Here is a 23,672-nt window from a genome sequence, read left to right on the forward strand (position 1 = left end):
AACCACCATGATCACGGTGACGGCCCCGGCCAAAGTCAACCTGCACCTGGAGGTCCTGGGGCTGCGCTCGGACGGTTTCCATGAGCTGGCCATGGTGATGCAGAGCATCGAACTGGCGGATCGCCTGAGCTTTCAGAACACCGCTGATGCACAACTCAGCCTCACCTGCGATGACGCCAGCCTCAGCGTCGGCGACGACAACCTGATCCTCCGGGCGGCCCAGTTGCTGCGGGACCGTTCGGGTTTCAGTGAATTGGGGGCGTCCATTCATCTCGAGAAGCGCATCCCCATCGGTGCTGGCCTGGCTGGTGGCTCCAGCGACGGCGCCGCGGCACTGGTTGGTCTGAATGCTCTGTGGGGCTTGGGCCACAGCCCCGCGGATCTGGAGCGAATGGCCGCTGAGCTCGGTTCAGACATGCCCTTCTGTGTGGCCGGAGGATGTCAGCTCTGCTTCGGGCGAGGCGAACAACTGGAAGCTGTGCCACCAACGCCTCAACCCCTGGCTGTGCTCTTGGTCAAAGACCCCACGGTGACCGTTTCAACGCCCTGGGCCTACAAGCGTTGCCGTGAGCTAAATCAATCCCACTACCTCGCTGACGAGGCGGCTTTTGAACAACGCCGGCAAGCCTTGCGCAGCGTTGATTGGCTCCAGCCATTGCGCAGCGAGCTGCCACCTCCCCTGCGCAATGACCTGCAGGAGGTGGTTGCTCCTGAAACAGCTGCGGTGCGTTCGGCGCTCGATCTGTTGAACAGCGTTCCCGAAAGCCTGGCGGTGGCCATGAGTGGTTCTGGACCCAGTTGTTTCGCGCTGTTCTCCGATCTGGCGTCATGTCGCCAGGCGCAGGATCAGCTCACTCCCCAGCTGGACCGCGCCGGCCTGAAGGCCTGGTCTTGCGCCCTTCGCAGCGATGGCGTGAGGATCGAGGCATGACTGATGTCCCCACACCAGAGAGCCCCGAACCACAGGATCCGCGCAAAGGTCCGCTGAGTTTTCTTTCCGGAGCGCTGACGGCCGGGCTGTTGGCCTGGCTGGCCCTGGGCCTGAGTCGGCGGATGGTGGTGTATTTCGCCGTTCATCCCCCGCACTACAGCTCGCCGATTGCCCAGAACATCGCTGTCACCCTGAAGACCCTTCTGGTGGGTTTGTCCTTCCTGGCCACCTTCAGCACGGGTTTTGTGGCCCTTGGCCTGACCCTGGTGTTTCTTCGCAGTCTCTTTACGGCTCGCGATCAGAACCCTGCCTAGCGTCCGCTCATTGCCAGGGTTTGGATGACGCCCCACGACCTCGGCCAGCTGGCGTTGCTGCTGTCTCCGGCCATGCTGCTTTCCGTTTTGTTGTTGTTCACCTTCGCGGCGGGCGGTTGACCCTGCGCTGACTGAGATAGCTTGGCTTCACCACCCGGATTGGCCGGGATCACTGTGACGCCGTGGCAGGAACACTTCTCTTCAACGCCCTCCGGGAAGCCATCGACGAGGAGATGGGGAGAGACCCCCACGTCTGCGTGATGGGGGAGGACGTCGGTCACTACGGCGGTAGTTACAAGGTCACCAAGGATCTGGCGGAGAAATACGGCGATCTCAGGGTGCTCGACACCCCGATTGCTGAGAACGGCTTCACCGGAATGGCGGTTGGTGCCGCGATGACCGGTCTCCGGCCGATCGTTGAGGGCATGAACATGGGCTTCCTGCTCCTGGCCTTCAACCAGATCTCCAACAACATGGGGATGCTCCGCTACACGAGCGGCGGCAACTTCACCATTCCCACCGTGGTGCGCGGCCCCGGCGGTGTGGGTCGTCAGCTTGGCGCTGAGCACAGCCAACGGCTGGAGGCCTACTTCCATGCCGTCCCCGGCATCAAGATCGTGGCCTGCAGCACGCCCACCAATGCCAAAGGTCTGATGAAGGCCGCGATTCGCGACAACAACCCCGTGCTCTTCTTCGAGCACGTTCTGCTCTACAACCTCAGCGAGGAGCTCCCCGAAGGCGACTACACCTGTGCCCTCGACCAGGCGGATCTGGTGAAGGAAGGCACCGATGTGACGATCCTCACCTACTCCCGGATGCGTCATCACTGCCTCAAGGCTGTGGAGCAACTGGAGGCAGAGGGGGTGAGCGTTGAGCTGATCGATCTGATCAGCCTCAAGCCCTTCGACATGGAGACGATCAGCCGCTCCATCCGCAAGACCAACAAGGTGATCGTGGTGGAGGAATGCATGAAGACCGGCGGCATCGGGGCCGAGTTGATTGCGCTGATCACCGAACAGTGCTTCGACGATCTGGATGCCCGGCCTGTGCGTCTTTCCAGTCAGGACATCCCCACCCCCTACAACGGTTCTCTCGAGAACCTCACGATCATTCAGCCGCATCAGATCGTTGAGGCGGCGCAGGCGTTGGTCAACAAGGGCATCTGACGTTGATGGCGCGTTATCAGGGTTGGTTTGCCCTTGTTCTTGCCCTGGCGATCGCCGCCGGGATGTTTTTGGTTCGGACGCCGCTGGAACTGGGCCTCGATCTGCGGGGCGGCAGTCAGCTCACCGTTGAGGTGAAGCCAGCTGGAGAAATCACCCGCGTTGGTGCCGAAGAGATGGAAGCGGTGAAAGCCGTGCTCGATCGACGGGTCAACGGTCTTGGTGTGGCTGAGTCCACCCTTCAGACGGTGGGTGAGTCGCAGCTCGTTCTGCAGCTCCCAGGTGAGCAGGATCCCACCGCTGCTGCGCGGGTTCTCGGCGACACAGCCCTGTTGGAGTTTCGTGCCCAAAAAGCCGACACCGAAGCAGAGTTCCGAGGTCTGAGGCAGCTCCGTTCCCAGGTGGAAGCGATCCTCAGGTTGCGTGAAGATCAGATCCGCCGTGGTGAGACCCCGGAGCCTTTGGATCTGGCTCAGCTGAAGTCAACCCAGCAGACCCTGGGTCTGGATGGGCAGGCCAGCTCGGAAGAGGAGCAGCTCCGCGAGCTTCTGAAGAAGGTTGATGCCGATCTGCTCACGATGCTTGAGCCAGCAGCCCTGACGGGCAAGCAGCTGGTGACGGCAGGCCGTCAACCGCTCCAGAACAACCCGAACAGCTGGGAGGTGACCCTCAATTTCGATGGTGAGGGTGCTGAGGCCTTCGCTGACCTCACCAAATCGATTGCCGGTACCGACCGGTTGCTGGCCATCACTCTGGATGATCAGCTGATCAGTGCCGCCAGCGTTGGCCCCCAGTTCAAAAGTGCTGGAATCTCTGGTGGTGCAGCCACCATCAGTGGCAATTTCAGTGCGGAAACGGCCCGTGAGCTCGAGGTGAAGCTCCGCGGCGGCTCCCTGCCCCTTCCCGTTGAAGTGATCGAGGTCCGCACTATCGGGCCCACGCTCGGAGCAGAGAACATCCGCCGCAGCCTGGTGGCCGCCCTCTCGGGCCTGGCTCTGGTGGCGGTGTTCATGGTGGTGGCCTATCGCCTGCCAGGGGCGGTGGCTGTGATGGCCCTCAGCCTTTATGCCCTTTTCAACCTGGCGGTGTACGCCTTGATTCCGGTCACCCTCACCCTGCCGGGAATCGCTGGTTTCATCCTCTCGATCGGCATGGCCGTGGATGCCAATGTGCTGATCTTTGAACGGATCAAGGACGAATTGCGGCGGGGCAACACCTTGATCCGCTCGATCGATACAGGCTTCTCCGAGGCCTTTTCATCGATCGTCGATGGTCACCTGACCACGCTGATCAGTTGTGCAGCTCTCTTCTTCCTTGGCACCGGCCTGGTCAAGGGCTTTGCCGCGACCCTGGGCATTGGTGTTCTGCTGAGTTTGTTCACGGCCCTGACCTGCACCCGCACCCTGCTTCGTTTCCTGATGGGCTACGCCGGTCTGCGTCGTGCCAGCAACTTTCTGCCCACCGGGCAACTTCCTTCCCCCACCGCCTGAACCATGACTGAAGCATCGTCATCGGCACAAGCGGCAACGGTCCTCAGATTGCGCTGGTCCCTCAGCAGCATGCGCCGCAAGGTGTGGCTCGTTTCTGGTCTGGTGGTTCTGATCAGCCTGTTGGGCCTGGTGCTCAGCTGGTTGGATCCTGCGATTCGTGCTCCCCTCCGTCCGGGTCTGGATTTCACCGGTGGCACGCAGATTCAACTGGAGCGTCGCTGTGATGACGCCTGCGCCGAGCTCAAGGCGATTCAGGTCTCGGATGTGATCCGCAGCCTGGAGCTGCCCCAGGAGGAGGGTCAACCTCTCCCCAACCTGGGTGCTCCCCGGGTTCAGCTTCTGGATGGCGGTCAGTCGTTGTTGCTGCGCCTGCCAACGTTGTCGGCTGCCCAGGGCCAAGCGGTGATTGAAGCGGTTGAACCCGTTGCAGGGCCATTCCTCTCCGGTGGTCAATCGGTCGACACGATCGGGCCGAGCCTGGGCAAACAATTGCTGCGCAGCAGTCTGATTTCTTTGTTGGTGGCCTTCAGCGGTATTGCGGCCTACATCAGCTTCCGCTACGACCGCCGCTACGCTTTTCTCGCTCTGGTGGCGCTGGCCCATGACGTGGCGATCGTCTGTGGAGTTTTTGCCTGGCTCGGGGTTGTGCTCCAGCTGGAGGTGGACAGCCTCTTTGCGGTTTCATTGCTGACCATTGCTGGTTATTCGGTCAACGACACGGTGGTGGTCTTTGATCGCATCCGTGAACGCAGCAAGGATGCTGCCGACCTGCCGCTTTCAGTGCAGGTGGATCAAGCGGTGTCCGCCACCCTGACCCGAACGCTCTACACCAGCGGAACCACGCTTCTGCCTCTCTTGGCGCTCGTGTGTTTCGGTGGAGCAACCCTGTATTGGTTTGCCATCGCCCTCGCCCTCGGGGTTGTTGTTGGTTCCTGGTCGAGCATCGCCCTGGCGCCCTCGTTGCTCACGCTGTGGGACCGCTCCCGTGACTAAATCCAGGGGTGATTCAGAGCGGAGACGCCGTGCTGTTTCGGCCCGTTGGTTTCCAATTCTGTTGATCCTGCTGGCTCTGGCTGATCTGCGCACCGAAGTTCTGCTGCTCAGTGATCAGTTCACGATCACAGGGCTTGGTTATGCCATTCGGCATCATCAGCTCGCTGTGGTGGTCTTGCTGGGTTCCGGCTCTCTCTGGCGTCGTTTCGGTTAGCGCTTGGGGCCGTTGCCGAATTCCCGCCAGATCGAATCCCAGGTGCGTTGTTTCACCTCGGCGTTCCACTGCCCCTGGCTGTGGGTTGAGGCCCACCACGATTCGAACAGATCGTGGGCTTCCTCTTGCAGCAAATCGGAGTCAAGATTCTCGCGAACCAGCTGCATCACGGCCTGCCTCAGTTCCTCGTAACGGGAGAAATTGAAGATGACGTCCAAGCCCGCTCGTCTCACGACCTCTTGGACACACTATTGGATTGAAGGGCGTGGAGGTGGCTTTTCGGTATCGCTATGAACGTCAGTTCTTGGGAAGCCTGAGCTACGACACATTTGGTTGCTCAGGTTCCATGGAGTTGAATCCTGGTCTCAGCGAGGTGGTCTTCGGCTTGCGTGCTGAGGTGGAAGCTCTGAAGACGCGCTTGAACAAGATTGAGCGTGGTCAAGAGGTGGCGGTCTCTGCGGCCTATTGGCAGGCGGTTGAGCGGGAGCGTGATTCGAGCGAAAAAAAGAAACGTCACCTGCTCTGATGTGGTCGAAAAAAATGGGACCCTCTCCCAAGAGTCCCAAGGCTCGACGCGTCGTTCTCACGACTCCGTAAAAATACTCATACAGTGCGGGTCTCAGATGTGACCCCCGCTACACGATGTTCGCTGGGTTACATCTTTCAGAGTTGTCCTCAGGCCCAGCGGTCCATGATCTGCTGCACCACCACCCGCTGCATCAACACCTGAAGCACCACCACCAACGGAAGGGCCAGCAGCACGCCCGGAAGCCCGAGAAGAGCGCCAAGGCTGAGCTGAGCCGTTAAAGCCACCGTTGGCAGCAGATTCACGGTTTTCCGCAGCAACAGTGGTGTGAGCAGAAATGCCTCCAGGTTCTGCAGCACCAGCCGGAGCACCAGCACCGACAGCATCAATTGCGGCGACTGCAGCAGGGCCAATCCCGTGGGCAGCAGCGTTGCCGCCGTAGGCCCAATGGTCGGCACGAACGTGAGCAGGCCACAAACCAGGGCGCTCAACAGGGCCAGGGGGGACTTCAGCAGCAACAAGCCGCCCCAGGTGAGCAGAAAAACGGTGGTGGCGGAGAGGGTCATGCCACTGAGCCAACCCCCCAACGCTTGCCTGCACTCGTCGAGCAGGTGCTCCATCCGCTCCCGGGCGGGTCGGGGCGTCATGACGACCACCATGCGCCGGTGGGCGCTTGGATCCAAGGCCAGCAGGATCGCGAGCAGCACCATCAAGAACAGTTGAATCAGCGAGTTCGCTGCACCTCCTGCGAACCCCAGCAATGGCTGAAGGCCGTTCAGGTTGAGGCCCTCCCCCAAAGCGTCATTCAGCTGCGCCAGGCGTGGCTCACTGCTCAGCAGGTCGGACACCTTGCTGACCAACTGCGGCAGATCCTCTCCCAGTTGCTGAAACTGGCTGATCAGTTCCGGCACCAGCAGTTGCCCCAGCAGCCCCCCGGCCAAGATCAAAATCCCCAGTACCGCCGCCATGGCCTGGGGGCGCTCCAGTGGGGTTCGCTTCTGAAACTGAACAATCAGCACATCCAGGGCCACGGCCACCACCACGGCGCCAAAGAGCACCAGCAGCACCCAACGCAGGTGCCAGAGCAAAAGCACCAGCACCACCAAGGTGAGTGCAATGAGAAACGTGCCGGCAGTCATCGAACCGGCTCCAGGCGTTTCCAGCGATCCAACACATCGTGGATCACGACTTCACGGATGATCACCTGCAGCACCACCGCCAACGGCAGCGCCATCAGCAGACCGAGGGGGCCAAACAGGAGTGTGAACAGGAACTGAGCCGCCAGAGTCAATCCGGGCAGCAGCTTCACCTGGTGGTGCATCACCGATGGCGTGATCACGTAACTCTCGATGTTCTGGATCACCACGTAGGCACCCAGCACCGCAGCGGCCTTCCAGGGTGCATCCAACAGAGCCACCGCCATTGGGAAGATCGTGCTCATGGTTGGTCCCACATTGGGGATCACGTTCAACAGCCCTGCAAGAAGTGCATTGGCCAGAACGAGCTTCACGCCCAACAGCGTTAACGCAAGGCTGCAAAGCACAAACACGGCCAAGGAGCTGATCAGCACACCCACCATCCAGCTGCTCAAGGCAGCACCGCACTGATCCAGGATGCGACGCCCTCGGCGTCGGTAGAAGGAGGGAATCAACTGCAGGCCAACATTCCGATAGGCCTGGGGCTGAATGCTGATCATCAGAGCCACCGCCACCACGAACAACAGCCGCAGGACGCCGTTGCCGAGGTTGCCCGCCAAACCGAGCAGACCCAGAAACCCACTACCCACACCAGCGGCGAGGGATGAACTGTCGGGAACAAGCTGGAGCGGACCGTTCAGGCCCGGTTGATCCAGGTCGGGGAATGCATCGGCGCCATAGATGGCCTCACTGATGCTGTCGATCCAACCGAGTCCCAGCCGCACCAGGGTCTGACCCGCTTCGGGCAGCTTCTGCAACAGCAGTGAGAATTCCTCGAGAAACGGGGGGACAACAACACCAGCCGCACCGGCGACCAACAACAACAACCCAACGATGCAGAGCAACAGGGCCAGGGGCCTTTGCATCGGCCGCCGCTCGCGAAGAATGCCCACCAAGGTGCACAGCGCCATGGCCAGAACCACTGCCGCAAAGATCAGCAGCAGCAGCTCACGCAGTGACCACAGCAGAACGATGGCTGCAATGAAGGCTGTCAGAAACAGCCACTGGGGCAGTCTCAAGCTTGTTGGTCGTCGGCCCCTACAGTCTGATTGGAATCCTGGCTTTGTGAATAACCCAAGCCATTGGCATCGGCGTAGCGCTGGGCGAAGCGCATGAAACGCTCGAAGTCCTGCTCGGACTTCCATGAGTAAACGGCTTCGAGGGCACTGGCGGTGCCGTTCACGAATTTGCCATTCACTTCGCGGGTGACCATTTCGCCTTCTTCATCCACCATCCACATTCCGGTGATGTCACCCATGGTTTCGGGAGCAATCGCAGCAGGCTGCTCGAAACGGAAGGTGGCTTGACCGGTGCGGCCGTCGCGGCTGCGGGTCAGGCGGATGTCGGGCACTACCGGCTCATTGACCCCGCGAAAAAACTGAATCGCCGCTTTGCTCATGCCGTTCTCGAACCATCGATGGGGGCGATCCTAAGCGGGGATTTCAACTAACCCGCCGTTGATCAAGGTCTCGGCGGCTTGATCAGCGCTGAGCCCTGAGAGATCGATCGTGTCGCGTTTGGGCGATCGCGCCAGTTCATGGTCGTAACAGCGGTCGTAGTAATCGAGCGTGGCGCGGCAGGCGGTGGCCCAGTCCTCCCTGGCAATCGCTTCAAGGGCTTCCTTGGTGCGCTGGGGCCCCAGGCGACGGCTGATCCGTTCGGTTGCTTCAGCCAGGGCGGCTCCCCCCTGGTGGCCGTACACCTGCACCAATTGGTTCACCCGTTCCCCGAGGTCGCGCTGAATCTCCAGCACAGGCGCCTCTTGCATTTGATCGAACAGGGCCTTGGGAATGCGGCAGCGGCCCACCTGGATGCTTTCCGCTTCCAACCAGATGGCTGTGGCTCCACAGCGTTGGTGTTGGTCCAAAGCCTCAGCCAATTGGTTCTCGTAGTGCTCGGTGCTGGGTTGATCCGGCAGACCCAGACCGCCGAAACTGCTGCCGCGGTGGTTGGCCAGCCCTTCCAGATCAACCACGGCTGCACCGCGCGCGGCCATGGCCAACAGCAGATCGGTTTTCCCTGTTCCCGTGCGGCCTCCCATCACGCGAAGGGGCCAGATCTGCTCAAAGCGGCTCTGTGCCCAGCGCCGATAGCTCTTGTAGCCCCCCTGAAGGAGCCTTGGCTTGAGATCGATCTGCTGGGCCAGCCAGGCCACACTGGCCGAGCGCATTCCGCCCCGCCAGCAGTAGATCCGTGGTTCCCCCTGCTGACGCAGGTTGTCCAATTGGCGGGCCAGGCTGCTGAGCTTGGGGCCGGTGAGTTCAAGCCCCAGGTGAATCGCTGGTGTGCGTCCCTGCTGCTTGTAAGCGGTGCCCACTGCGGCACGTTCCTCATCGTTGAACAGCGGCACGTTGATGGCGCCGGGCCAGTGCCCCTTTTCAAATTCGCTGGGGCTGCGAACGTCCACCAGTGGACCTTTCAGCTCACGAAGCTGCTGGATCTCGATTGAACTTGTTTCGCCCATGCCTGACATAGTGGCCAACACCGAGCCAGTTGGGGCCGGTTGCCACTCATGCTCTCCGGTTCCACACCCGCCACCAAACTCAGCATCGATCAGCTGCTGGATCGTTTCGCGAAGGGAACACCTCGCCAGCGTCGTCCGCTGATCAAGCAGATCGAAACCCGCGCCGAGGAGTTGGCTGCGGTGGGCCCAGACCTTCTGTCTGGCTTTGACCCCGCCGGTGATGACTGGGCTGCAGGTTGGATCTTGCAGGTGTTGCAGCGCCACCAGCCCGATGCAATCACCGCTCTCATTCCGTCGTCCGATCGAGGTTGGTTCACCACTGATTCCGGAGTTGGCCTGGATTACGGGCCGCTCCAGCAGGAGCTGCTGGATCAGAACTTTGAAGAGGCGGATCGCGTCACCAGCCAGTGCCTGCGTGAATTGGCCGGTGATGCCGCCGTGAAGCGGGGCTACGTCTACTTCACAGAAGTTGCGCCGATGTCAGGCGTTGATCTAGTCAGTCTTGATCGCCTCTGGACGGTCTATTCCCAAGGTCGCTTCGGCTTCACAGCCCAGTCCCAGTTGCTGTCAGCCCTCGATGGGCGTTACGAACGCCTTTGGCCCCGGATTGGCTGGAAATGTGATGGCGTCTGGACACGTTATCCCGGTGCCTTTACCTGGTCGATCGAGGCTCCAGAGGGGCACATGCCGTTGATCAACCAGCTCCGTGGCGTTCGCCTGATGGATTCCCTCTTGAAGCATCCGGCACTTGTGGCCCGCAGATCCTGACGGGGCTTCCCATTAACGGTAAGTTCGAAACACCGACGTCAACGGGCCCCACTGTGCCGTCCAAGAGGTTTCGCTGGGCTGAGTTCACCTTGCCGTCGACCCTGCAGCTGGCTCCTCTGCTGGAGCTGCTGACAGAGCCCGTCGGTTGTGTTCTCACCAGTCAGCGGATTGAGCTGGGGTTGCATGAAGCCCTGGTCAATGCCGTTCGCCATGGCAATGCCGAGAACCCCGCCAAGAAGCTCCGTGTTCGCCGCATCCTCACGCCCAACTGGATGGTCTGGCAGGTTCAGGATGAGGGTTGCGGCCTCCCACAACAGTCCCGCACAGCCACCCTGCCGCCGGCTCTCGATGCTCCTAGCGGGCGTGGGTTGTTCCTGATCCATCAATGTTTTGATGATGTGCGCTGGAGCCGTCGGGGGAATCGCCTGCAGCTGGCCTGCCGTCGGCCCGTCAATGACGCGGACAGCCCGGATCCTTCAGCTCTCCTTTGAACCACCCCAGTGCCTGTTGGGTCAGGTTCTCCACGTCGGTGCTGTCCCCTTGGCGGAGCAGTTGCACCATCGCTGCTGCTAGTAACTCAGCTCCACGCCGCTGTCGGTTGCTCTTCAGCTGATGCCAGTCGCGATCGCCGATGCGGAGCAACTGGTGCAGTTCTTCCGCCTTGGCTGTAGCGGAGTCGGGCCATGGGGCGTCAGGTGAAGTCATCCCTGAATCAGCAGATCGATCTAGTTTCGGTTGATGTGGGCGCAATGGCGTGGAACAGCGCAAAGGCCAACGACGCGTTCGTGAACTGCGTTGGTTGCACCATGCCTCACGGCTGGTGTTGCAAGGGCAATGTCAGGCCCATGCCCGGTCGGGTGTTGCGGCGCGGCGATGGCTGCAGCGCCGCAAACTTGCTGCGAATCTGATCACGCAACGGCCTGTGGGCTGGGCCCTCTCCCCAGTGTCTGGGGAGCGCTTCTGGAGATCCCTACGCTTCGGTGGAGCAGGCTTTGCCTTGGCCTGGCTGCTGGCGCAGCTTTGAACGCATAAGAAGATCAGGCCACCCGTTGGCAATGGGCCTGGCCAACCACCACCAGCGAATTCGAGGCCGGTGCTGATTCCTTCGTGGGTGTAACCCCCGCGTGCAGTGCCATGTCCTGACCGCGAAGCCAGGCATTGTGCAGGGCTCGCCTGCGACGATCTTCAGACAACACCAAACGATCGGCTGCAGACTGAGGACTTTCCCCAGGCATCACGGCCGTGCGCAGGCAGATACCGAAGCCATGGGCTTCGACCTGCACATGGCCTTCCATCAGCACCACCTGGAATGTCCAGCCCTGAAGCCAACGCAGCCGGAAGGGATTGGTCATGACATTCCCTTCGGGATTCAGCACACCCTATGGCTCGCAGCCGTTCGTGCAAGGGAGGCTGTCAGGGAATCCCCTCAGCTGGCCTCTGGGATGGGTTTGCGTGCCGACCAGACCCGCGTCATGAAGTGGGTTTCCGCGGTGATGCCTTCGAACCCTGCAGCTGAGAGGCGGGCGTCGATGTCGTCGCCGATGTAGTCGCGGTAGTAAGGCTCATGGAAGACGCGCCTGAAGTTCTCCATCACGGAGGCGAACTTGGCTGAATCGGCCATCTGCACAGAGTCGGCGAGCACGAACACACCACCGGGTTCAAGCACCCGCCAGGCCTCGTTGAGCACGTTCTGGCGGGCATCCGCCGGAAGTTCGTGCAGCAGGAACACACTGGTGACTGCCTGAACCGATTCATCAGCCAAGGGCAGTGATTCCCCGTTGGCACGGATCAGCTGAACCAGCGATGCATCGCCGTCATTCAGCCAGCGGTTGGCTTGACGCAGGTACGACTCGGAGAGATCGGTTCCGATCAGTTGCGCGTGGGGAACGGCGGCGCGGATCTGCTGCAGGGTCCGGCCGGTGCCGGTAGCCACATCAAGAATCTTGAGGGAACCCGGAGCACGGTCTGCGAAGTGCTTCAAGCCACGTTTCAGCGGAGCCAAAACCCTGCGTCGCATGGCATCGGCGGTGCCATTGAAGAGGATTTCCACCTGCAGGTCGTAAAGACCAGCCGAATGGTCACTCAGGTAGCCGTCGGTTTGATGGTGAAAATTCTGGAGGTAGTACTCGGGGTAGAGCGCTTTTTCGGTTTCCTTGGGGAGATCCCGCACATTGCGCTCGCGGCGTCGATCCCAGGTGGAGGGAAGATCCATCCAAACCTGCGGGTAGCGGCTGACCCAGTCGAGCCAGGGTGCATCAAACAACAACTGCTCGGGGTAGATCCCCTGTTCGGCGTCCTGCCAGTCCTGTTCCTGGAGTTTCTTCATATCCAGCTGCAGCTCTCCAAGAACTTCGGCGGACACGGGCTCGGTTTTCGGCACCGCATCTGGCGCCAACAGCTCCATCAGCTTGGTGCTCAGCTCCTTGTGGGCCAGGCCCGCGATGCTTTTGCCTTGCTGAAGCGTTTGGTACGCAAGCTTGCTCAGGGGCGTTGACGCCATCGCGGATTCAGACAACGACCCCATTCCAACGAATGAGGCGCACAATCGCGTGGCTAGCAGTCCACAAAAAAAACCCGCCTTCTTGGAGGCGGGTCGTGGGATGCACGGGCGCTGATCAAGCGTCGTAGTACATGGTGAATTCATGGGGGTGAGGCCGCTGGCGCAGCTGCTGCACCTCCTCGTACTTCAGGTCGATCCAGTTGTCGATGAAGTCGTCGCTGAACACACCGCCAGCGGTGAGGAAGCCGCGATCGGCATTCAACGCTTCCAGTGCACCGTTGAGGGATGCGGGGACCGTAGCGATCTTGGACAGCTCCTCAGCTGCCAGTTCGAAAAGGTCGCGATCTTCACCATCGCCGGGATCGATCTGGTTCTTGATGCCGTCCAGACCAGCCATCAGCATGGCGCTGAAGGCCAGATAGGGGTTGGCGAGGGCATCGCCGGAACGGAACTCGAGGCGCTTGGCCTTCGGGCTCGGGCCGGTGAGCGGGATCCGCACGGCGGCAGAGCGGTTGCCCTCGGAGTAGACGAGGTTCACCGGGGCTTCGAAACCGGGCACCAGACGCTTGTAGCTGTTGGTGGTGGGGTTGGTGAAGGCCAGGAAGGCGGGGGCGTGCTTGAGGATGCCGCCGATGTACCAGCGTGCCGTCTGCGAGAGATTGGCGTAGGTGCCTTCGCCGAAGAACAGGGGCTGACCGCCTTTCCAGAGGCTCTGGTGCACGTGCATGCCGGAGCCGTTGTCGTTGAAGACCGGCTTGGGCATGAAGGTGGCCGTCTTGCCGTACTTCTTGGCCACGTTGCGCACGACGTACTTGTACGTCATCACGTTGTCGGCGGCCTGGATCAGCTCAGCAAATTTCATGCCGAGTTCGTGCTGACCAGCGCCTGCCACCTCGTGGTGGTGCTTCTCGGTGGGAATGCCCAGCTGACCCATCAGCAGGAGCATCTCGGAGCGGATGTCCTGGGCGGTGTCGTTGGGAGCGACAGGGAAGTAGCCCTCCTTCTCCTGGATCTTGTAGGCGAGGTTGCCGCCTTCTTCGATCCGTCCGGTGTTCCAGCCCGCTTCGATCGTGTCGACGCTGTAGAAAGAACCCCCTTCAGCCGAGTTGTAGCGGACGTCGTCGAAGAGGAAGAACTCCGGCTCAGGACCAAAGAAGGCCATGTCGGCCAGACCGGTGCTGGCCAGATGATTCAGTGCCCGCTGGGCCAGGGCACGGGGGCAGCGCTCGTAGGGCTGGCCGGTGCGTGGCTCCTGAATCGAGCAAATCATGCTCAGGGTTTTGTGCCGGTAGAAGGGGTCCACCCAGGCCGTGTTGGCGTCCGGCACCATGGCCATGTCGGAGGCCTGGATGCCTTTCCAGCCGCGGATGGATGAGCCGTCAAAAGCCAGGCCCTCCGTGAAGGATTCTTCCTCCAGCAGATCGGTGCACACCGTCAGGTGCTGCCACTTGCCGTGCAGATCGGTGAATTTGAGGTCGATCAGTTCGATGCCTTCGTCCTTGATCTGGCGCAGGACGTCCTGGGGGGATTTCGACATAAGAAGGGACTGCTCGACTGAATTGTGCAGTGATGTGACCGTATACAGCCACAAGTCACCATTTTGTATCAAGAGGTACGTTTCAGCTGCTGGAAGGCGACTGCGTAACCGTTTCTGTCAACTTGGCTGAAATGCAGGCATGCCAAAGGATCTGCCCGCCTCAACGGTGTTAGCTTCCGCTGGGAATCCTCTGGAGATTCAGGGACATGCGCGATGCAATCAGCGGTCTGATCGGTCGTTACGACCAACTGGGTCGCTATTTCGACCGTCCGGCGATCGACAGCATCAATGCGTATCTGGATGAATCCGCGCTGCGGATTCAGGCCGTAGAGCTGATCAATGGATCCTCGGCCGAGATTGTGCGTGAGGCCAGCCAGCGCCTGTTCCGGGATGAGCCCGACCTGTTGCTGCCTGGCGGCAACGCCTACACCACCCGTCGGCTCGCCGCCTGCCTACGGGATATGGACTATTTCCTGCGTTACGCCAGCTACGCCCTGGTGGCAGGTGACTCCACGATCCTCAATGAGCGTGTGCTGAACGGACTCGACGACACCTATAAGAGTCTCGGCGTTCCCACCGGCCCAACGGTCCGCAGCATCGTTCTGCTGGGAGAGGTTGTTTCCGAGATGCTTCTGGCCAACGGTGCTGCATCCAATCAGCTCGCCGCTGTTCTTCAGCCGTTTGATCACCTGGCCAAGGGCCTGGGTGAAACCAATGTGCGCCAGCGCTGATCCAGCACGCTCAACGCAAGATCTGAACAGATTGCAATCAAGCCTCCCTCACCCTTTCAAAGGGGCGTGACTGCGTAGGCTCAACACTCGAACCAATGAACAGGGCTTTGGCGACGACGAACTCACTCCTCTCTGTTGACGATCGTCACCGCAAAGCCTTTGCACCGATCGGCACACCCGACCGCCTCCTGCTTGGACCAGGCCCCTCCAACGCCCATCCAACAGTTCTGAAGGCACTGTCGCGAAACCCGATTGGTCACCTTGATCCTCTCTATGTGGATCTGATGGGCGAAGTGCAGGAACTGCTGCGTTACGCCTGGCAGACCGACAACCGCCTCACGCTTCCCATGAGCGGCACCGGCAGTGCTGCCATGGAGGCAACCATCGCCAACACCGTCGAGCCTGGAGACACCGTTTTGGTGGCGGTGAAGGGATACTTCGGCCTGCGACTGGCTGACATGGCCGGCCGCTATCGCGCTGAGGTGAAAACCATTGAAAAGCCTTGGGGTGAGTGGTTTTCGCTCGATGAGCTGGAAGCTGCACTTATTGAGCACAAGCCCGCCATTCTGGCGATGGTTCATGCCGAAACCTCAACGGGTGTCTGCCAACCCATGGAGGGCATCGGCGACCTCTGCCGGAAGCATGATTGCCTTCTGCTGCTCGACACCGTCACCTCTCTGGGGGGCGTTCCGCTCTACATCGATGAGTGGAAAGTCGATCTTGCCTACAGCTGCAGCCAGAAGGGCCTGAGCTGCCCTCCCGGTCTCGGACCCTTCACCATGGGTCCCCGTGCCGAGGCCAAGATGACAGCCCGTCAGGGCAAGGTGCCCAACTGGTATCTGGACGTCTCCTTGCTGAACCAGTACTGGGGCAGCGACCGCGTCTATCACCACACCGCGCCGGTCAACATGAATTTCGGCATGCGTGAGGCCCTGCGGCTCCTGGCTGAAGAAGGTCTCGACCAGGCCTGGGCACGCCATCGCAGCAATGCGGAGATGCTCTGGAACGGGCTGGAAAGTCTCGGCCTTTCGATGCATGTGCCGGCCGAGCGCCGACTGCCCACCCTCACCACAGTTCGCATCCCTGAAGGTGTAGATGGCAAGGCCTTCAGTCAGCACCTGCTCAACAATCACGGCATTGAAGTTGGTGGTGGACTCGGCAGCCTGGCCGGCAAAATCTGGCGCATCGGCCTGATGGGCTACAACTCCACCCCTGAAAACGTGAATCGTCTGCTCAACCTGTTTGAGTCAGAGCTGCCTCGCTTCAGCGGTTCCGTCGCCGCCGCCGCCTGAACCAGCGTTCCAGCTGCTCCCTCGCCTCGGTTTCGCGCACGCCCTGAATCACGTTCATGTGGTGATGGGCACTGGCATGGGTGGAGAGGTCAAGGCTTCCCCCCAGGCCACCGCGCTTTGGATCTGACGCCGCAAAAATTACGGTTCCCATGCGGGCCTGCACCAAGGCCCCCGCACACATGGGACAGGGTTCGAGGGTCACGATCAGGGTGCAGCTGTTGAATCTCCAGTCGTTCTGAACGATCGCTGCCTGTTGCAAGGCCACCAGTTCGGCATGCCCGAGGGGATCCCTGTCGTTCTGCCGCCGGTTCCGCCCATGGCCGATGGCTCGGCCCTGTCCATCCAGGATCACTGCGGCCACCGGAACTTCTCCTTCCGCTCCAGCCTCCTCCGCGCGCTGGAGCAGAACATCCATCCAGCGAGTGAACTCATCCCGCTGATCCACTGCTGTTCCACGTTGTCCTTTGAGCACCATCCCACGAGACGCGAAGATCGGTGCAGTTCACGGGTCTCCGTTGCAAGCCTGTTCCGAGTCTCAGCACCCACCGGATCGGCTTGCTCCGTTCGCCATCCCCTCGGCCGAAGACCCGGTGCTGAGGAACTTCCTGCATCGCAGTTCGGATCTGCTCTGCCGTTGGATCGGCTCCGCTGATCGATCAAGCCCGGTCCCTGTCATGCGGCCCTTGCCTGACGTGGCACCAGGGCTTGATGGGGCCAGCGTTGAATCGCTGCTCAGTGATCTTCAGCAGGTGATGGATGGGGCCTATCAGCCGTCCCATCCTGGTGCTCTCGCCCATCTCGATCCGCCCCCGCTTACTGCGTCGATTGCAGCGGAATTGGTCTGTGCAGGTCTCAACAACAACCTCCTGGCCGAGGAGCTTTCGCCTGGTCTGACCGGCCTGGAACATGACCTCTGCCGCTGGTTCTGCCACAGGATTGGCTTGCCCGCCGGTTCCGGAGGGGTGCTGGCCAGCGGTGGGACCCTGAGCAATCTCATGGCCCTGGTGGCCGCACGGGCGGCGTTGAAGGCCAGTCATCGGGATCCTGTGCTGCTGTGCAGCCAAGACGCTCACGTCTCCATCAACAAGGCGGCAAAGGTGATGGGGCTGGCGGATGATGCCCTTCAGACGCTTCCCGTGGCCGCGGATGGTGGCCTTTGCCTCGAGGCTTTGGCCAAGCGTTTGAGAGCTCTGCAAGCGGAGGGGCGGCCTTGTCTGGCGGTGGTGGCCACGGCTGGCACCACGGTGCGTGGAGCCATTGATCCTCTGTCGGATCTGGCAACCCTCTGCCGTGATGCTGGGGTCTGGTTGCACGTTGATGCGGCCATCGGCGGTGTGTTCGCCCTCACGGCCCGCCATGCCTCTCTGATGGATGGCATGGAATCTGCCGATTCGATCACGCTGAATCCCCAGAAATTGCTGGGCATCACCAAGGCGTCATCCCTGCTGTTGCTTCGGGATCGAACCCATCTGCGTCAGGCCTTTTCAACAGGATTGCCCTACATGGAGGCGCCCAAGGGGATGGATCACGGCGGGGAGATCGGCTTGCAGGGCACCCGACCTGCGGAGATCCTCAAGCTTTGGCTGGGCCTACGCCAGTTGGGCGAGGCGGGCATCGAAGCAACGCTTAGCGGAGCTTTGCAACGGCGAAACGCCTTCGCAGCCCAATTGGACCCAGAGAAGTTCACGTTGCTGGCGGGTGACCTGCACCTGCTGGCCTTTCATCCCAAACATGGAGATGCTGCTGCAGCCGGCCGTTGGAGTGAAGACACCCGGCAAATGCTGCTGTCTCACGGCTACATGCTGTCGCGACCCTTTTACGGCGACCGTTTCTGCCTCAAGGCGGTTTTTGGAAACCCCCACACCACGGCTCAGCACCTCAGCGACCTGTCGGGACGACTGAATAAATCGCTGGCTCCAGCCTGATCGTTCACAATCGCCATCGTTCGAGACGCTCCGATGCCGGAACAGCAGCAGGGTTCACGCTGGGTTGCCATCGTCACGGGGGCGATCTCAGTGGCGATTGGTGTGCTCTATCTGCTTCTGATCACCGTTCTGGATGCCCGGGGGCCGATGCTTCCCCCTCCTGCTGAGGCCCTGGCCGGGGGGGGAGACGTCCCGCCGCCGACTGCTGAAGCGGTTCAACCACTTGCCGCATGGCACTGGTCAGAAAGCGCTGCAGTGAGAGTTCCCGTCGGTTGAGCTCAAAGGCCTGTTGAACCACGGTCTGCATGCCACCGTCACCCCAGTCCTGGTCCTGTTCGAAGTAGCGAATGAAACTGCTTCCGGCGATTCGGGTGAGCCATGCGGTCACCACCCCCTGGAGCACCTGCCCCAGCACCAGAGTGGGCAAGCTCAGGCTCAGGCTGGTGCCCAGCAAGCTCATGGCACCTTTGACGATGCCCAACTTGCCCAGGGTCTGTCCAAGGGACAGGGCCAGATCCTTGGCGCGATCACGGGACATCTCGACCCCATAGATCTTGGCCATCTCCAGGATCATCTGGGCATTCACCGCTGCGGTGCTCAACAGATCCACCCCTGGCAGCGGATTGGCAGCAACAATCCCCGCTCCCATCCAGCTGTAGCGGTCAATGCAGCGTTTGGCTTCCCGAGACCGCTGGTCGTTCAAGAGGTCACGCCCGCGGCTGTCGAGGGATCGGCACTGCAGAAGGATGTTGTCGGCAATCAATTCCTCCCCCTCGGCGTGCAGCACAACGGCGAGGCGCTGCAGAAGATCGCTGACGTCAGGCAGCGGCTGCAGCGGGCGACGGCCGGGTTGAGGAATCGATTGAGGAGAGGCGCTGCAGGCCACCACATCAGCAGCGTTGAGCTGTCCCTGGCAACGGGAGCGAAGCACCTGCAGGAGCCTTTTCTCCTCGTCAACTCCGCGTAAATCCCGCTTGTTCAGCACCAGGAGCAGCCGCTTGCCGAGCCCGGCGAGCGAGGTCACGACGGCGTATTCCGAGGCTCTGAGGTCCCCGTCCACCACCACGATCAACAGATCGGCACGAACTGCCCGACGACGGGCTATTTCCTCCCGGCTGAGTCCTTCGTCTCCGGCTTCCAGGATTCCTGGGGTGTCCACGAGCTGAAGACCACGCTCCAGGCCTTTCAAACGCAGCCGGTAGGCGCGGCTGGTTTTGGTTACGCCCATGGGCGCTCCCACATCGCCGACCATTTCATTGAGCAGGGCACGGATCAGTGATGTCTTGCCACTGGATCCAGTGCCGAACACCACAACCACCAGATCGCCTCGCTTCAGTTCCTCGGCGACCCGGTCGCGTTCGTTCTGAAGGCTGCGGCGACTGATGTCGTCCTGAATGCGTTCGATCAGACGATCCACATGGCCGAGGCTGGTGGTCGCGGCATCCCGCCGGTTCTGTGGAGCCGGGTTGGCTTGGCGTGGGTGTTGGGTTGGGCGTGATTTCAGGCGTTTCCACATCGGCCAACCCACCTGCACCGCCAGGGTGGCCACCAGCGCGAACCCCAGCAGCAGCACCGGCGTGAGCAACCAAGGAGGTAGGAAGTAACTCAGATCCCACAGCAGGCTGCGGATGGTCTGAACGGCAGCGCCGATCAGCACGAGTGCCACAAAGGCAACGGCGAGACCGATCAGCAACCGGGTTTGGCGTTTCATGCCTGCGTCACACCAGCCTCAGGGCAAGTTTGGGTCAGCCACGGCTGTTGTCACGGAGGCTGCTGTCCCCCCGGCGGGTCCAGAGGTCGATGGCAAAGCAGAGCACGGCGAGATTGATGGCGACATCCGCCCCGTTGAAGATCGGGAAATCGATCGGTTCGAGGGCCAGAAAATCCACCACGTGGCCGAGACGCCAACGGTCGATCCCATTGCCCACCGTTCCGCCTAGAAGCGCTGCTGCGGCGAGGGCCTGCCAGAACGGCAGCACCCGTTCACGCCAGATCCAGAGGATTAGCCCGATGCCCACCCCCAAGCTGAGCAGCCCAAGCAGGGCAGTGGAGCCCTGCAGAACACTGAAGGCCGCGCCGGTGTTGTGCACCAATTGCAGCGAGAGCAGATGTGGCAGCAGGGGTAGGGATTGACCCTCTCGCAAAGCGCTCGAGGCCGCCGCCTTACTCAGCTGATCCACCACCACGATCACCAGGGCAATCAGCAGGGTTGAGCGACGTGGAAGTGGTCTCGTCATGGCTCGATGATCAGCAACCGACGCAGCACAATTGAAAGCAATCCTGCACCGATGCAGAGCAGCATCTGAGCCGGTAGCGGACCGATTGAAAACTGCATCAGCAGCTCGGGGAAACCAAGGCTCCATCGCCCCAGCAGTGCCCCGAGGGCGAGATTCAGCACCCCGCAGATCTGGAGAGCGAGCAGCCCTGCCAGGGCACAGAGCGACTGTCTGGGCAGGTCATCCATGCCGTCCTGCTGCGCGAGTCGACCGGTGAGCCAGGCTGCGGGCACGAAGCCCGCGAGATAGCCGAAACCCGGTTCAAGCACGTAGTTCAGCCCTCCACCGCCATGGAACACCGGCAGACTGAACAATCCCAGGCTCAGATAGCCAACAGCGGCCATCACGCCGGCACGCGGGCCACTGACCATGGCGCAGAGAAGCAGCGCTGGCACCTGCCACGTGACCGGCAGGGGGAGAAGGATCGGCTCGGGAGCAGGCAGGAACATCGCGGCCGGCACAAGACCACCGATGAGGATGGCCAGCAGACCCGCCAGGGCACCACACCAGGAGGCGAGAGCCCTCACATCACTCACTCAACTCGGCCCATCCTGCTCGACAATGCAGATCCTGCCCAGTTCAGATGTCGGTATCGATTGGTGATCAGCTGCGCCTGTCGCAGCAGCTTCCGTACCTCAAGTCGGCGGATCCGATGCCGATGCTGCGACCGCCGGATCTGGTGGCCGCCGGTGAAGTGGGCGAGGTGGTTGCACTTCATCCGATGGAAACGGTTGCTGTGCGTTTTCGCCGGGGCACATTTCTGATCCCCCTCGATCGGCTGGATCCGGTGGATGCCGCTGAGGTGGACTAAGCAGCGTCCCGCCGATCCCAGCGCCGTTCAAGCTGCTTCAGTGCAGCGGAGGTTCCGCACAGGCTGAGTCGTGGGTCCCTTAGCCAACGTTGGGCGGCATGGAGCACATCCGTCGGTGTCAGTTCCGCAAGAGCCCGCACACAGCGCTGGTCATGATCGTCGGGAAGCCCTTGGGCCTTCAGCTGAACCCGTCGTTCTGCCCGTTGGGAGCAGGTCTGCAGGCCCTGAGCGAGCTGACCGATGTACTTGGCCCGTGCGAGCTCGAGTGCGGCCTCACTGAGGGGTTGCTCACTCAGCTCGTCCCAGATGTTCAGCAGCAAGTCCAGCGCGAGCTCTGAGCGCTCCTCCACGCTCGAGGCCATCAGCACAAAGGGCGCCGGTCCTGCCAGGGCAGGGAAGTGCGCGGCCACGTCGTAGGCCACGCCATGGTCTTCCCGCAGGCGCTGGAACAGCAGGCTCGACATGCCCACGCCCAGATGGCACTGCAACAGACGCAATGCCAGTTCATCCGGGTGTCCATGCCCCAGCGTCGCCTGCCCAAGCATCAGAACCACCTGTTCGGTGTCCATCGCTTCGAGCTGGATCGTTTCGGATCCCACTGCTTCGGCGTAGGGACGGCGGCCTGAGCGATCGTTGCCGCTCCCTTCTGGCCAGTCGCGAAAGTCCTCCAGGGTGCCAATCGTGTCGATGATTTGCGGTGGGACGCTGCCCGCCAGGGCGAGAACGCTCGATGCCCTCGGTAGCCGCTCGGCCAGGGGAAGAAGTGCCTCCCGATCCAGGTCATCCAGCTCTTCAGCGATGCCCATCGGGTCGTGGCCATAGCCCCCGTTGCCATAGGTCAGCTGCCGCCATCCGGTCGTGGCGCAATGGAAGGGGTCCTCCCGCTGCCGTTGCAAGGCCTGAATCGTGAGCGAACGTTCAAGGGCCACCTGGCCAGGCTCAAGCCGGGGGGAACGAACCATCTGGGCCAGCAGGGGCAGGAGCTGCTGCGCGTCTTCCACCGTGCAGCGCAGGCTCAGCACGAGCGCATCTTCCTGGGCATCGCAGCGCAGACCTGCTCCGCATCCCTCAACCAGGTCCGCCAGGTCAACGTGGTTGTGTCGTCCACAGCCGCGGCTGAGCAGAGATGCCAGCAGGTCATGGGCACCCCGTGTTCCTGCAGGGTCGTCGGCGCTGCCGAAAGGAAGCAGCAGTTTCGCGGCCAGAATCCCCGGGCTTGAGACCGGTTCGATCAGCAGTTCGGGGTTGTTCATCCGTGTTTCGTCTTGGCCTGGGCGGTCAGCACAAACGCCTGTTCGGGTTGAAGCCTTGGAAACAGGTCTGAGCGAAGCCGCTCGGCTGTCCATGGCGGCAGGAAAGCAAGGGGCTGGAGCAGATCCTGCTGCCGGTCCCAGAGGGTCTGGCTGGCGCTGAGCCCAGACACCTGGCCCGTCGATTCCAAGGCATAGCGCAGTCCGTTGCTCACCAACTGCTGGCCCCGTTTCAGCTCCTGATCGCTGACGAGCTCTTCCGCCATGGCGCGCAGCTGCCGGTTCACCTCGTCTTCCACGGCCTTCAGAAGCTCGTCCGGACAGATCACCTCCAGCGTGATCAGGCTTCCCTGCTCCAGAACCGAGAGGTCCATCGACACGCTTTCAACGATCTGCAGTTCCTCCCTCAAGCGGTTCACGAGACGACTGCGTCGTCCTTCCCCCAGCAGGGTTGTCGCGAGATCAGCGGCCATTACGCCTGTTTGATCCTGGGCCCGTGGAGCTTCCCAGAGCATCAGCAGTCGGGCGGATTCGAGCCGGTCCACAACAACGCTTTCGCGTCCAGGACGCACGCTCAGGGGCGATGACGGCGATGACGGCTCAGGCGCATTCAGGAGGTCCGCCAGAGCCGAGGAACCCAGGGCACTGCGCAGCTCCGCTGACGAAGGCCCGGCCATCGCCAGGCAGCAGTTGGAACCGCGGTACTGCCGCTGATGAAACGCCCGCATGGCCCCGGGCGTCATGGCCTCCAGGCTGCGGGGGGTACCCAGGATGGGGCGGCCGTAGGGGTGCTGGTCACAGCCCTTGCTCAACAGCAGTTGCAGCACCTGCTCATTGGGTTGATCGGCGTATTGAGCGATCTCTTCAAGCACCACCCCCCGTTCCGTGTTGAACCCGTCAGGCTCGAGGCTTGGCTGCAACACCAGTTCCAACAACAGATCCAACGCTTCGCGGGCTCGATCCGGGGGTGTCAGCACGTGGAAGTGAACGTCATCAAAGCCTGTGGCGGCATTGCTGCTGCCCCCCAGAGCTTCGATGGCTTCATCGAATGCCCCTGCGGCCAGTTGCTCACTTCCCTTGAACACCATGTGCTCCAGGAAATGGGCCATGCCCTCTTCCCCTGGCTGCTCACTGGCACTGCCGGCACGGCACCAGAGATCGAGACAGGTCAGGGGTGCATCCGGCATGTCCGCCGTCACGCAGCGCACTCCGTTGGGGAGGGTCCAATGGTCCAGTGGGGGACCGGAGAACGGAAGGTTCAGAACTGCGTGGCAAAGTTCCATTCTGTGCC

29 protein-coding genes are annotated in these 23,672 nt (G+C 61.6%); 14 read left to right on the forward strand and 15 right to left on the reverse strand.

The features are described from left to right. The first annotated feature begins 7 nt into the window (after window positions 1-7). From ispE to DXY35_RS10070, 6 genes are all read left to right on the forward strand, one after another. Window positions 8-931 (forward strand): 4-(cytidine 5'-diphospho)-2-C-methyl-D-erythritol kinase, encoded by a 924-nt coding sequence (gene ispE, locus DXY35_RS10045; protein ID WP_115082175.1) that lies wholly within the window; start codon window positions 8-10, stop codon window positions 929-931. Then, window positions 928-1,245, forward strand: a complete 318-nt coding sequence (locus DXY35_RS10050) for a DUF3082 domain-containing protein (protein WP_114989036.1) — start codon at window positions 928-930, stop codon at window positions 1,243-1,245. The genes ispE and DXY35_RS10050 overlap by 4 nt, the downstream gene beginning before the upstream one ends. A 182-nt stretch (window positions 1,246-1,427) precedes the next feature. Beyond that, window positions 1,428-2,411, forward strand: a complete 984-nt coding sequence (locus DXY35_RS10055) for a pyruvate dehydrogenase complex E1 component subunit beta (RefSeq protein ID WP_011364166.1) — start codon at window positions 1,428-1,430, stop codon at window positions 2,409-2,411. Between the two features lie 5 nt (window positions 2,412-2,416). Next, window positions 2,417-3,898 carry a protein translocase subunit SecD gene (secD, locus tag DXY35_RS10060; protein WP_115082479.1) on the forward strand — a complete coding sequence of 494 codons (1,482 nt, stop codon included), beginning with the start codon at window positions 2,417-2,419 and terminating at the stop codon, window positions 3,896-3,898. Between the two features lie 3 nt (window positions 3,899-3,901). After that, on the forward strand, window positions 3,902-4,891 hold the full coding sequence (secF, locus tag DXY35_RS10065) for a protein translocase subunit SecF (RefSeq protein ID WP_115082176.1): 990 nt from the start codon (window positions 3,902-3,904) through the stop codon (window positions 4,889-4,891). Then, window positions 4,884-5,105, forward strand: coding sequence for a hypothetical protein (locus DXY35_RS10070; protein ID WP_115082177.1), 222 nt, complete (start codon window positions 4,884-4,886; stop codon window positions 5,103-5,105). Before secF ends, DXY35_RS10070 begins: the two co-directional genes overlap by 8 nt. On the opposite strand, the gene DXY35_RS10075 is transcribed toward DXY35_RS10070, so the two are convergent. After that, window positions 5,102-5,323, reverse strand: a complete 222-nt coding sequence (locus tag DXY35_RS10075; RefSeq protein ID WP_115082178.1) for a hypothetical protein — start codon at window positions 5,321-5,323, stop codon at window positions 5,102-5,104. The two genes, DXY35_RS10070 and DXY35_RS10075, sit on opposite strands and share 4 nt — an antisense overlap. A 128-nt stretch (window positions 5,324-5,451) precedes the next feature. Here DXY35_RS10075 and DXY35_RS10080 point away from each other — a divergent pair, with 128 nt between their 5' ends. Then, entirely contained in the window at window positions 5,452-5,631 is a 180-nt protein-coding gene (locus tag DXY35_RS10080) for a hypothetical protein (protein WP_115132528.1), read from the forward strand. A gap of 149 nt (window positions 5,632-5,780) precedes the next feature. Here DXY35_RS10080 and DXY35_RS10085 read toward each other — a convergent pair whose 3' ends face one another. From DXY35_RS10085 to mnmH, 4 genes are read right to left on the reverse strand one after another with little or no spacing between them, the layout of a single operon-like run. Beyond that, window positions 5,781-6,770: an AI-2E family transporter gene (locus DXY35_RS10085; RefSeq protein ID WP_115082180.1), complete on the reverse strand. Its 990-nt coding sequence runs from the start codon at window positions 6,768-6,770 to the stop codon at window positions 5,781-5,783. After that, window positions 6,767-7,846, reverse strand: coding sequence for an AI-2E family transporter (locus DXY35_RS10090; RefSeq protein WP_115082181.1), 1,080 nt, complete (start codon window positions 7,844-7,846; stop codon window positions 6,767-6,769). The genes DXY35_RS10085 and DXY35_RS10090 overlap by 4 nt, the downstream gene beginning before the upstream one ends. Further along, entirely contained in the window at window positions 7,843-8,226 is a 384-nt protein-coding gene (psb28, locus tag DXY35_RS10095; protein WP_115082182.1) for a photosystem II reaction center protein Psb28, read from the reverse strand. Before psb28 ends, DXY35_RS10090 begins: the two co-directional genes overlap by 4 nt. 30 nt (window positions 8,227-8,256) lie before the next feature. Continuing rightward, the gene (mnmH, locus tag DXY35_RS10100) at window positions 8,257-9,300 is read right to left on the reverse strand and encodes a tRNA 2-selenouridine(34) synthase MnmH (RefSeq protein WP_115082183.1); all 1,044 of its coding nucleotides are present in this window, start codon (window positions 9,298-9,300) and stop codon (window positions 8,257-8,259) included. 39 nt (window positions 9,301-9,339) lie between these two features. On the opposite strand from mnmH, the gene DXY35_RS10105 reads away from it, so the two are divergent. Then, on the forward strand, window positions 9,340-10,059 hold the full coding sequence (locus DXY35_RS10105) for a GUN4 domain-containing protein (RefSeq protein WP_115082184.1): 720 nt from the start codon (window positions 9,340-9,342) through the stop codon (window positions 10,057-10,059). Between the two features lie 53 nt (window positions 10,060-10,112). After that, the gene (locus tag DXY35_RS10110) at window positions 10,113-10,550 is read left to right on the forward strand and encodes an ATP-binding protein (RefSeq protein WP_115008947.1); all 438 of its coding nucleotides are present in this window, start codon (window positions 10,113-10,115) and stop codon (window positions 10,548-10,550) included. On the opposite strand, the gene DXY35_RS10115 is transcribed toward DXY35_RS10110, so the two are convergent. Further along, window positions 10,510-10,764: a DUF6439 family protein gene (locus DXY35_RS10115; protein WP_115082185.1), complete on the reverse strand. Its 255-nt coding sequence runs from the start codon at window positions 10,762-10,764 to the stop codon at window positions 10,510-10,512. The genes DXY35_RS10110 and DXY35_RS10115 overlap by 41 nt on opposite strands. A 49-nt stretch (window positions 10,765-10,813) precedes the next feature. On the opposite strand from DXY35_RS10115, the gene DXY35_RS10120 reads away from it, so the two are divergent. Beyond that, window positions 10,814-11,083, forward strand: coding sequence for a hypothetical protein (locus DXY35_RS10120; protein WP_115008949.1), 270 nt, complete (start codon window positions 10,814-10,816; stop codon window positions 11,081-11,083). A gap of 13 nt (window positions 11,084-11,096) precedes the next feature. Here the strand turns inward: DXY35_RS10120 and DXY35_RS10125 are convergent, their stop codons facing one another. From DXY35_RS10125 to glnA, 3 genes are all read right to left on the reverse strand, one after another. Next, window positions 11,097-11,411 carry a copper-binding protein gene (locus DXY35_RS10125; protein ID WP_115082186.1) on the reverse strand — a complete coding sequence of 105 codons (315 nt, stop codon included), beginning with the start codon at window positions 11,409-11,411 and terminating at the stop codon, window positions 11,097-11,099. 74 nt (window positions 11,412-11,485) lie between these two features. Continuing rightward, window positions 11,486-12,559, reverse strand: a complete 1,074-nt coding sequence (locus DXY35_RS10130) for a class I SAM-dependent methyltransferase (RefSeq protein ID WP_115082187.1) — start codon at window positions 12,557-12,559, stop codon at window positions 11,486-11,488. 115 nt (window positions 12,560-12,674) lie between these two features. After that, entirely contained in the window at window positions 12,675-14,096 is a 1,422-nt protein-coding gene (gene glnA, locus DXY35_RS10135) for a type I glutamate--ammonia ligase (RefSeq protein WP_115082188.1), read from the reverse strand. A gap of 206 nt (window positions 14,097-14,302) precedes the next feature. Between glnA and DXY35_RS10140 the strand changes: the two genes are divergently transcribed. After that, a complete protein-coding gene (locus tag DXY35_RS10140) occupies window positions 14,303-14,827 on the forward strand; it encodes an allophycocyanin subunit beta (protein WP_115082189.1) in 525 nt (174 codons plus the stop codon). A gap of 95 nt (window positions 14,828-14,922) precedes the next feature. Beyond that, on the forward strand, window positions 14,923-16,119 hold the full coding sequence (locus DXY35_RS10145) for an alanine--glyoxylate aminotransferase family protein (RefSeq protein ID WP_115082190.1): 1,197 nt from the start codon (window positions 14,923-14,925) through the stop codon (window positions 16,117-16,119). Here the strand turns inward: DXY35_RS10145 and DXY35_RS10150 are convergent. Next, window positions 16,091-16,534, reverse strand: coding sequence for a nucleoside deaminase (locus DXY35_RS10150; RefSeq protein ID WP_244273095.1), 444 nt, complete (start codon window positions 16,532-16,534; stop codon window positions 16,091-16,093). The genes DXY35_RS10145 and DXY35_RS10150 overlap by 29 nt on opposite strands. Window positions 16,535-16,634: 100 nt before the next feature. Between DXY35_RS10150 and DXY35_RS10155 the strand changes: the two genes are divergently transcribed. Then, window positions 16,635-18,044 (forward strand): aminotransferase class V-fold PLP-dependent enzyme, encoded by a 1,410-nt coding sequence (locus DXY35_RS10155; RefSeq protein ID WP_115082192.1) that lies wholly within the window; start codon window positions 16,635-16,637, stop codon window positions 18,042-18,044. A 121-nt stretch (window positions 18,045-18,165) separates the two neighbouring features. Here the strand turns inward: DXY35_RS10155 and DXY35_RS10160 are convergent, their stop codons facing one another. The 3 genes from DXY35_RS10160 to DXY35_RS10170 are packed head-to-tail and all read right to left on the reverse strand — an operon-like array spanning window position 18,166 to window position 20,847. After that, a complete protein-coding gene (locus DXY35_RS10160) occupies window positions 18,166-19,755 on the reverse strand; it encodes a YcjF family protein (protein WP_115082193.1) in 1,590 nt (529 codons plus the stop codon). Window positions 19,756-19,789: 34 nt separating this feature from the next. Further along, window positions 19,790-20,281: a signal peptidase II gene (gene lspA / locus DXY35_RS10165; RefSeq protein WP_115082194.1), complete on the reverse strand. Its 492-nt coding sequence runs from the start codon at window positions 20,279-20,281 to the stop codon at window positions 19,790-19,792. After that, entirely contained in the window at window positions 20,278-20,847 is a 570-nt protein-coding gene (locus tag DXY35_RS10170; RefSeq protein ID WP_115082480.1) for a biotin transporter BioY, read from the reverse strand. The genes lspA and DXY35_RS10170 overlap by 4 nt, the downstream gene beginning before the upstream one ends. Window positions 20,848-20,903: 56 nt before the next feature. On the opposite strand from DXY35_RS10170, the gene DXY35_RS10175 reads away from it, so the two are divergent. Further along, on the forward strand, window positions 20,904-21,131 hold the full coding sequence (locus DXY35_RS10175; RefSeq protein ID WP_115082195.1) for a DUF3148 domain-containing protein: 228 nt from the start codon (window positions 20,904-20,906) through the stop codon (window positions 21,129-21,131). On the opposite strand, the gene DXY35_RS10180 is transcribed toward DXY35_RS10175, so the two are convergent. Further along, complete coding sequence (locus DXY35_RS10180; RefSeq protein ID WP_115082196.1) at window positions 21,128-22,384, reverse strand: pitrilysin family protein; 1,257 nt, start codon at window positions 22,382-22,384, stop codon at window positions 21,128-21,130. The genes DXY35_RS10175 and DXY35_RS10180 overlap by 4 nt on opposite strands. Continuing rightward, window positions 22,381-23,664 carry a pitrilysin family protein gene (locus tag DXY35_RS10185; RefSeq protein ID WP_115082197.1) on the reverse strand — a complete coding sequence of 428 codons (1,284 nt, stop codon included), beginning with the start codon at window positions 23,662-23,664 and terminating at the stop codon, window positions 22,381-22,383. Before DXY35_RS10185 ends, DXY35_RS10180 begins: the two co-directional genes overlap by 4 nt. Between the last annotated feature and the right edge of the window lie 8 nt (window positions 23,665-23,672).

The organism is Synechococcus sp. N32 (assembly GCF_900473895.1).
Taxonomy (GTDB): Bacteria; Cyanobacteriota; Cyanobacteriia; order PCC-6307; family Cyanobiaceae; genus Parasynechococcus.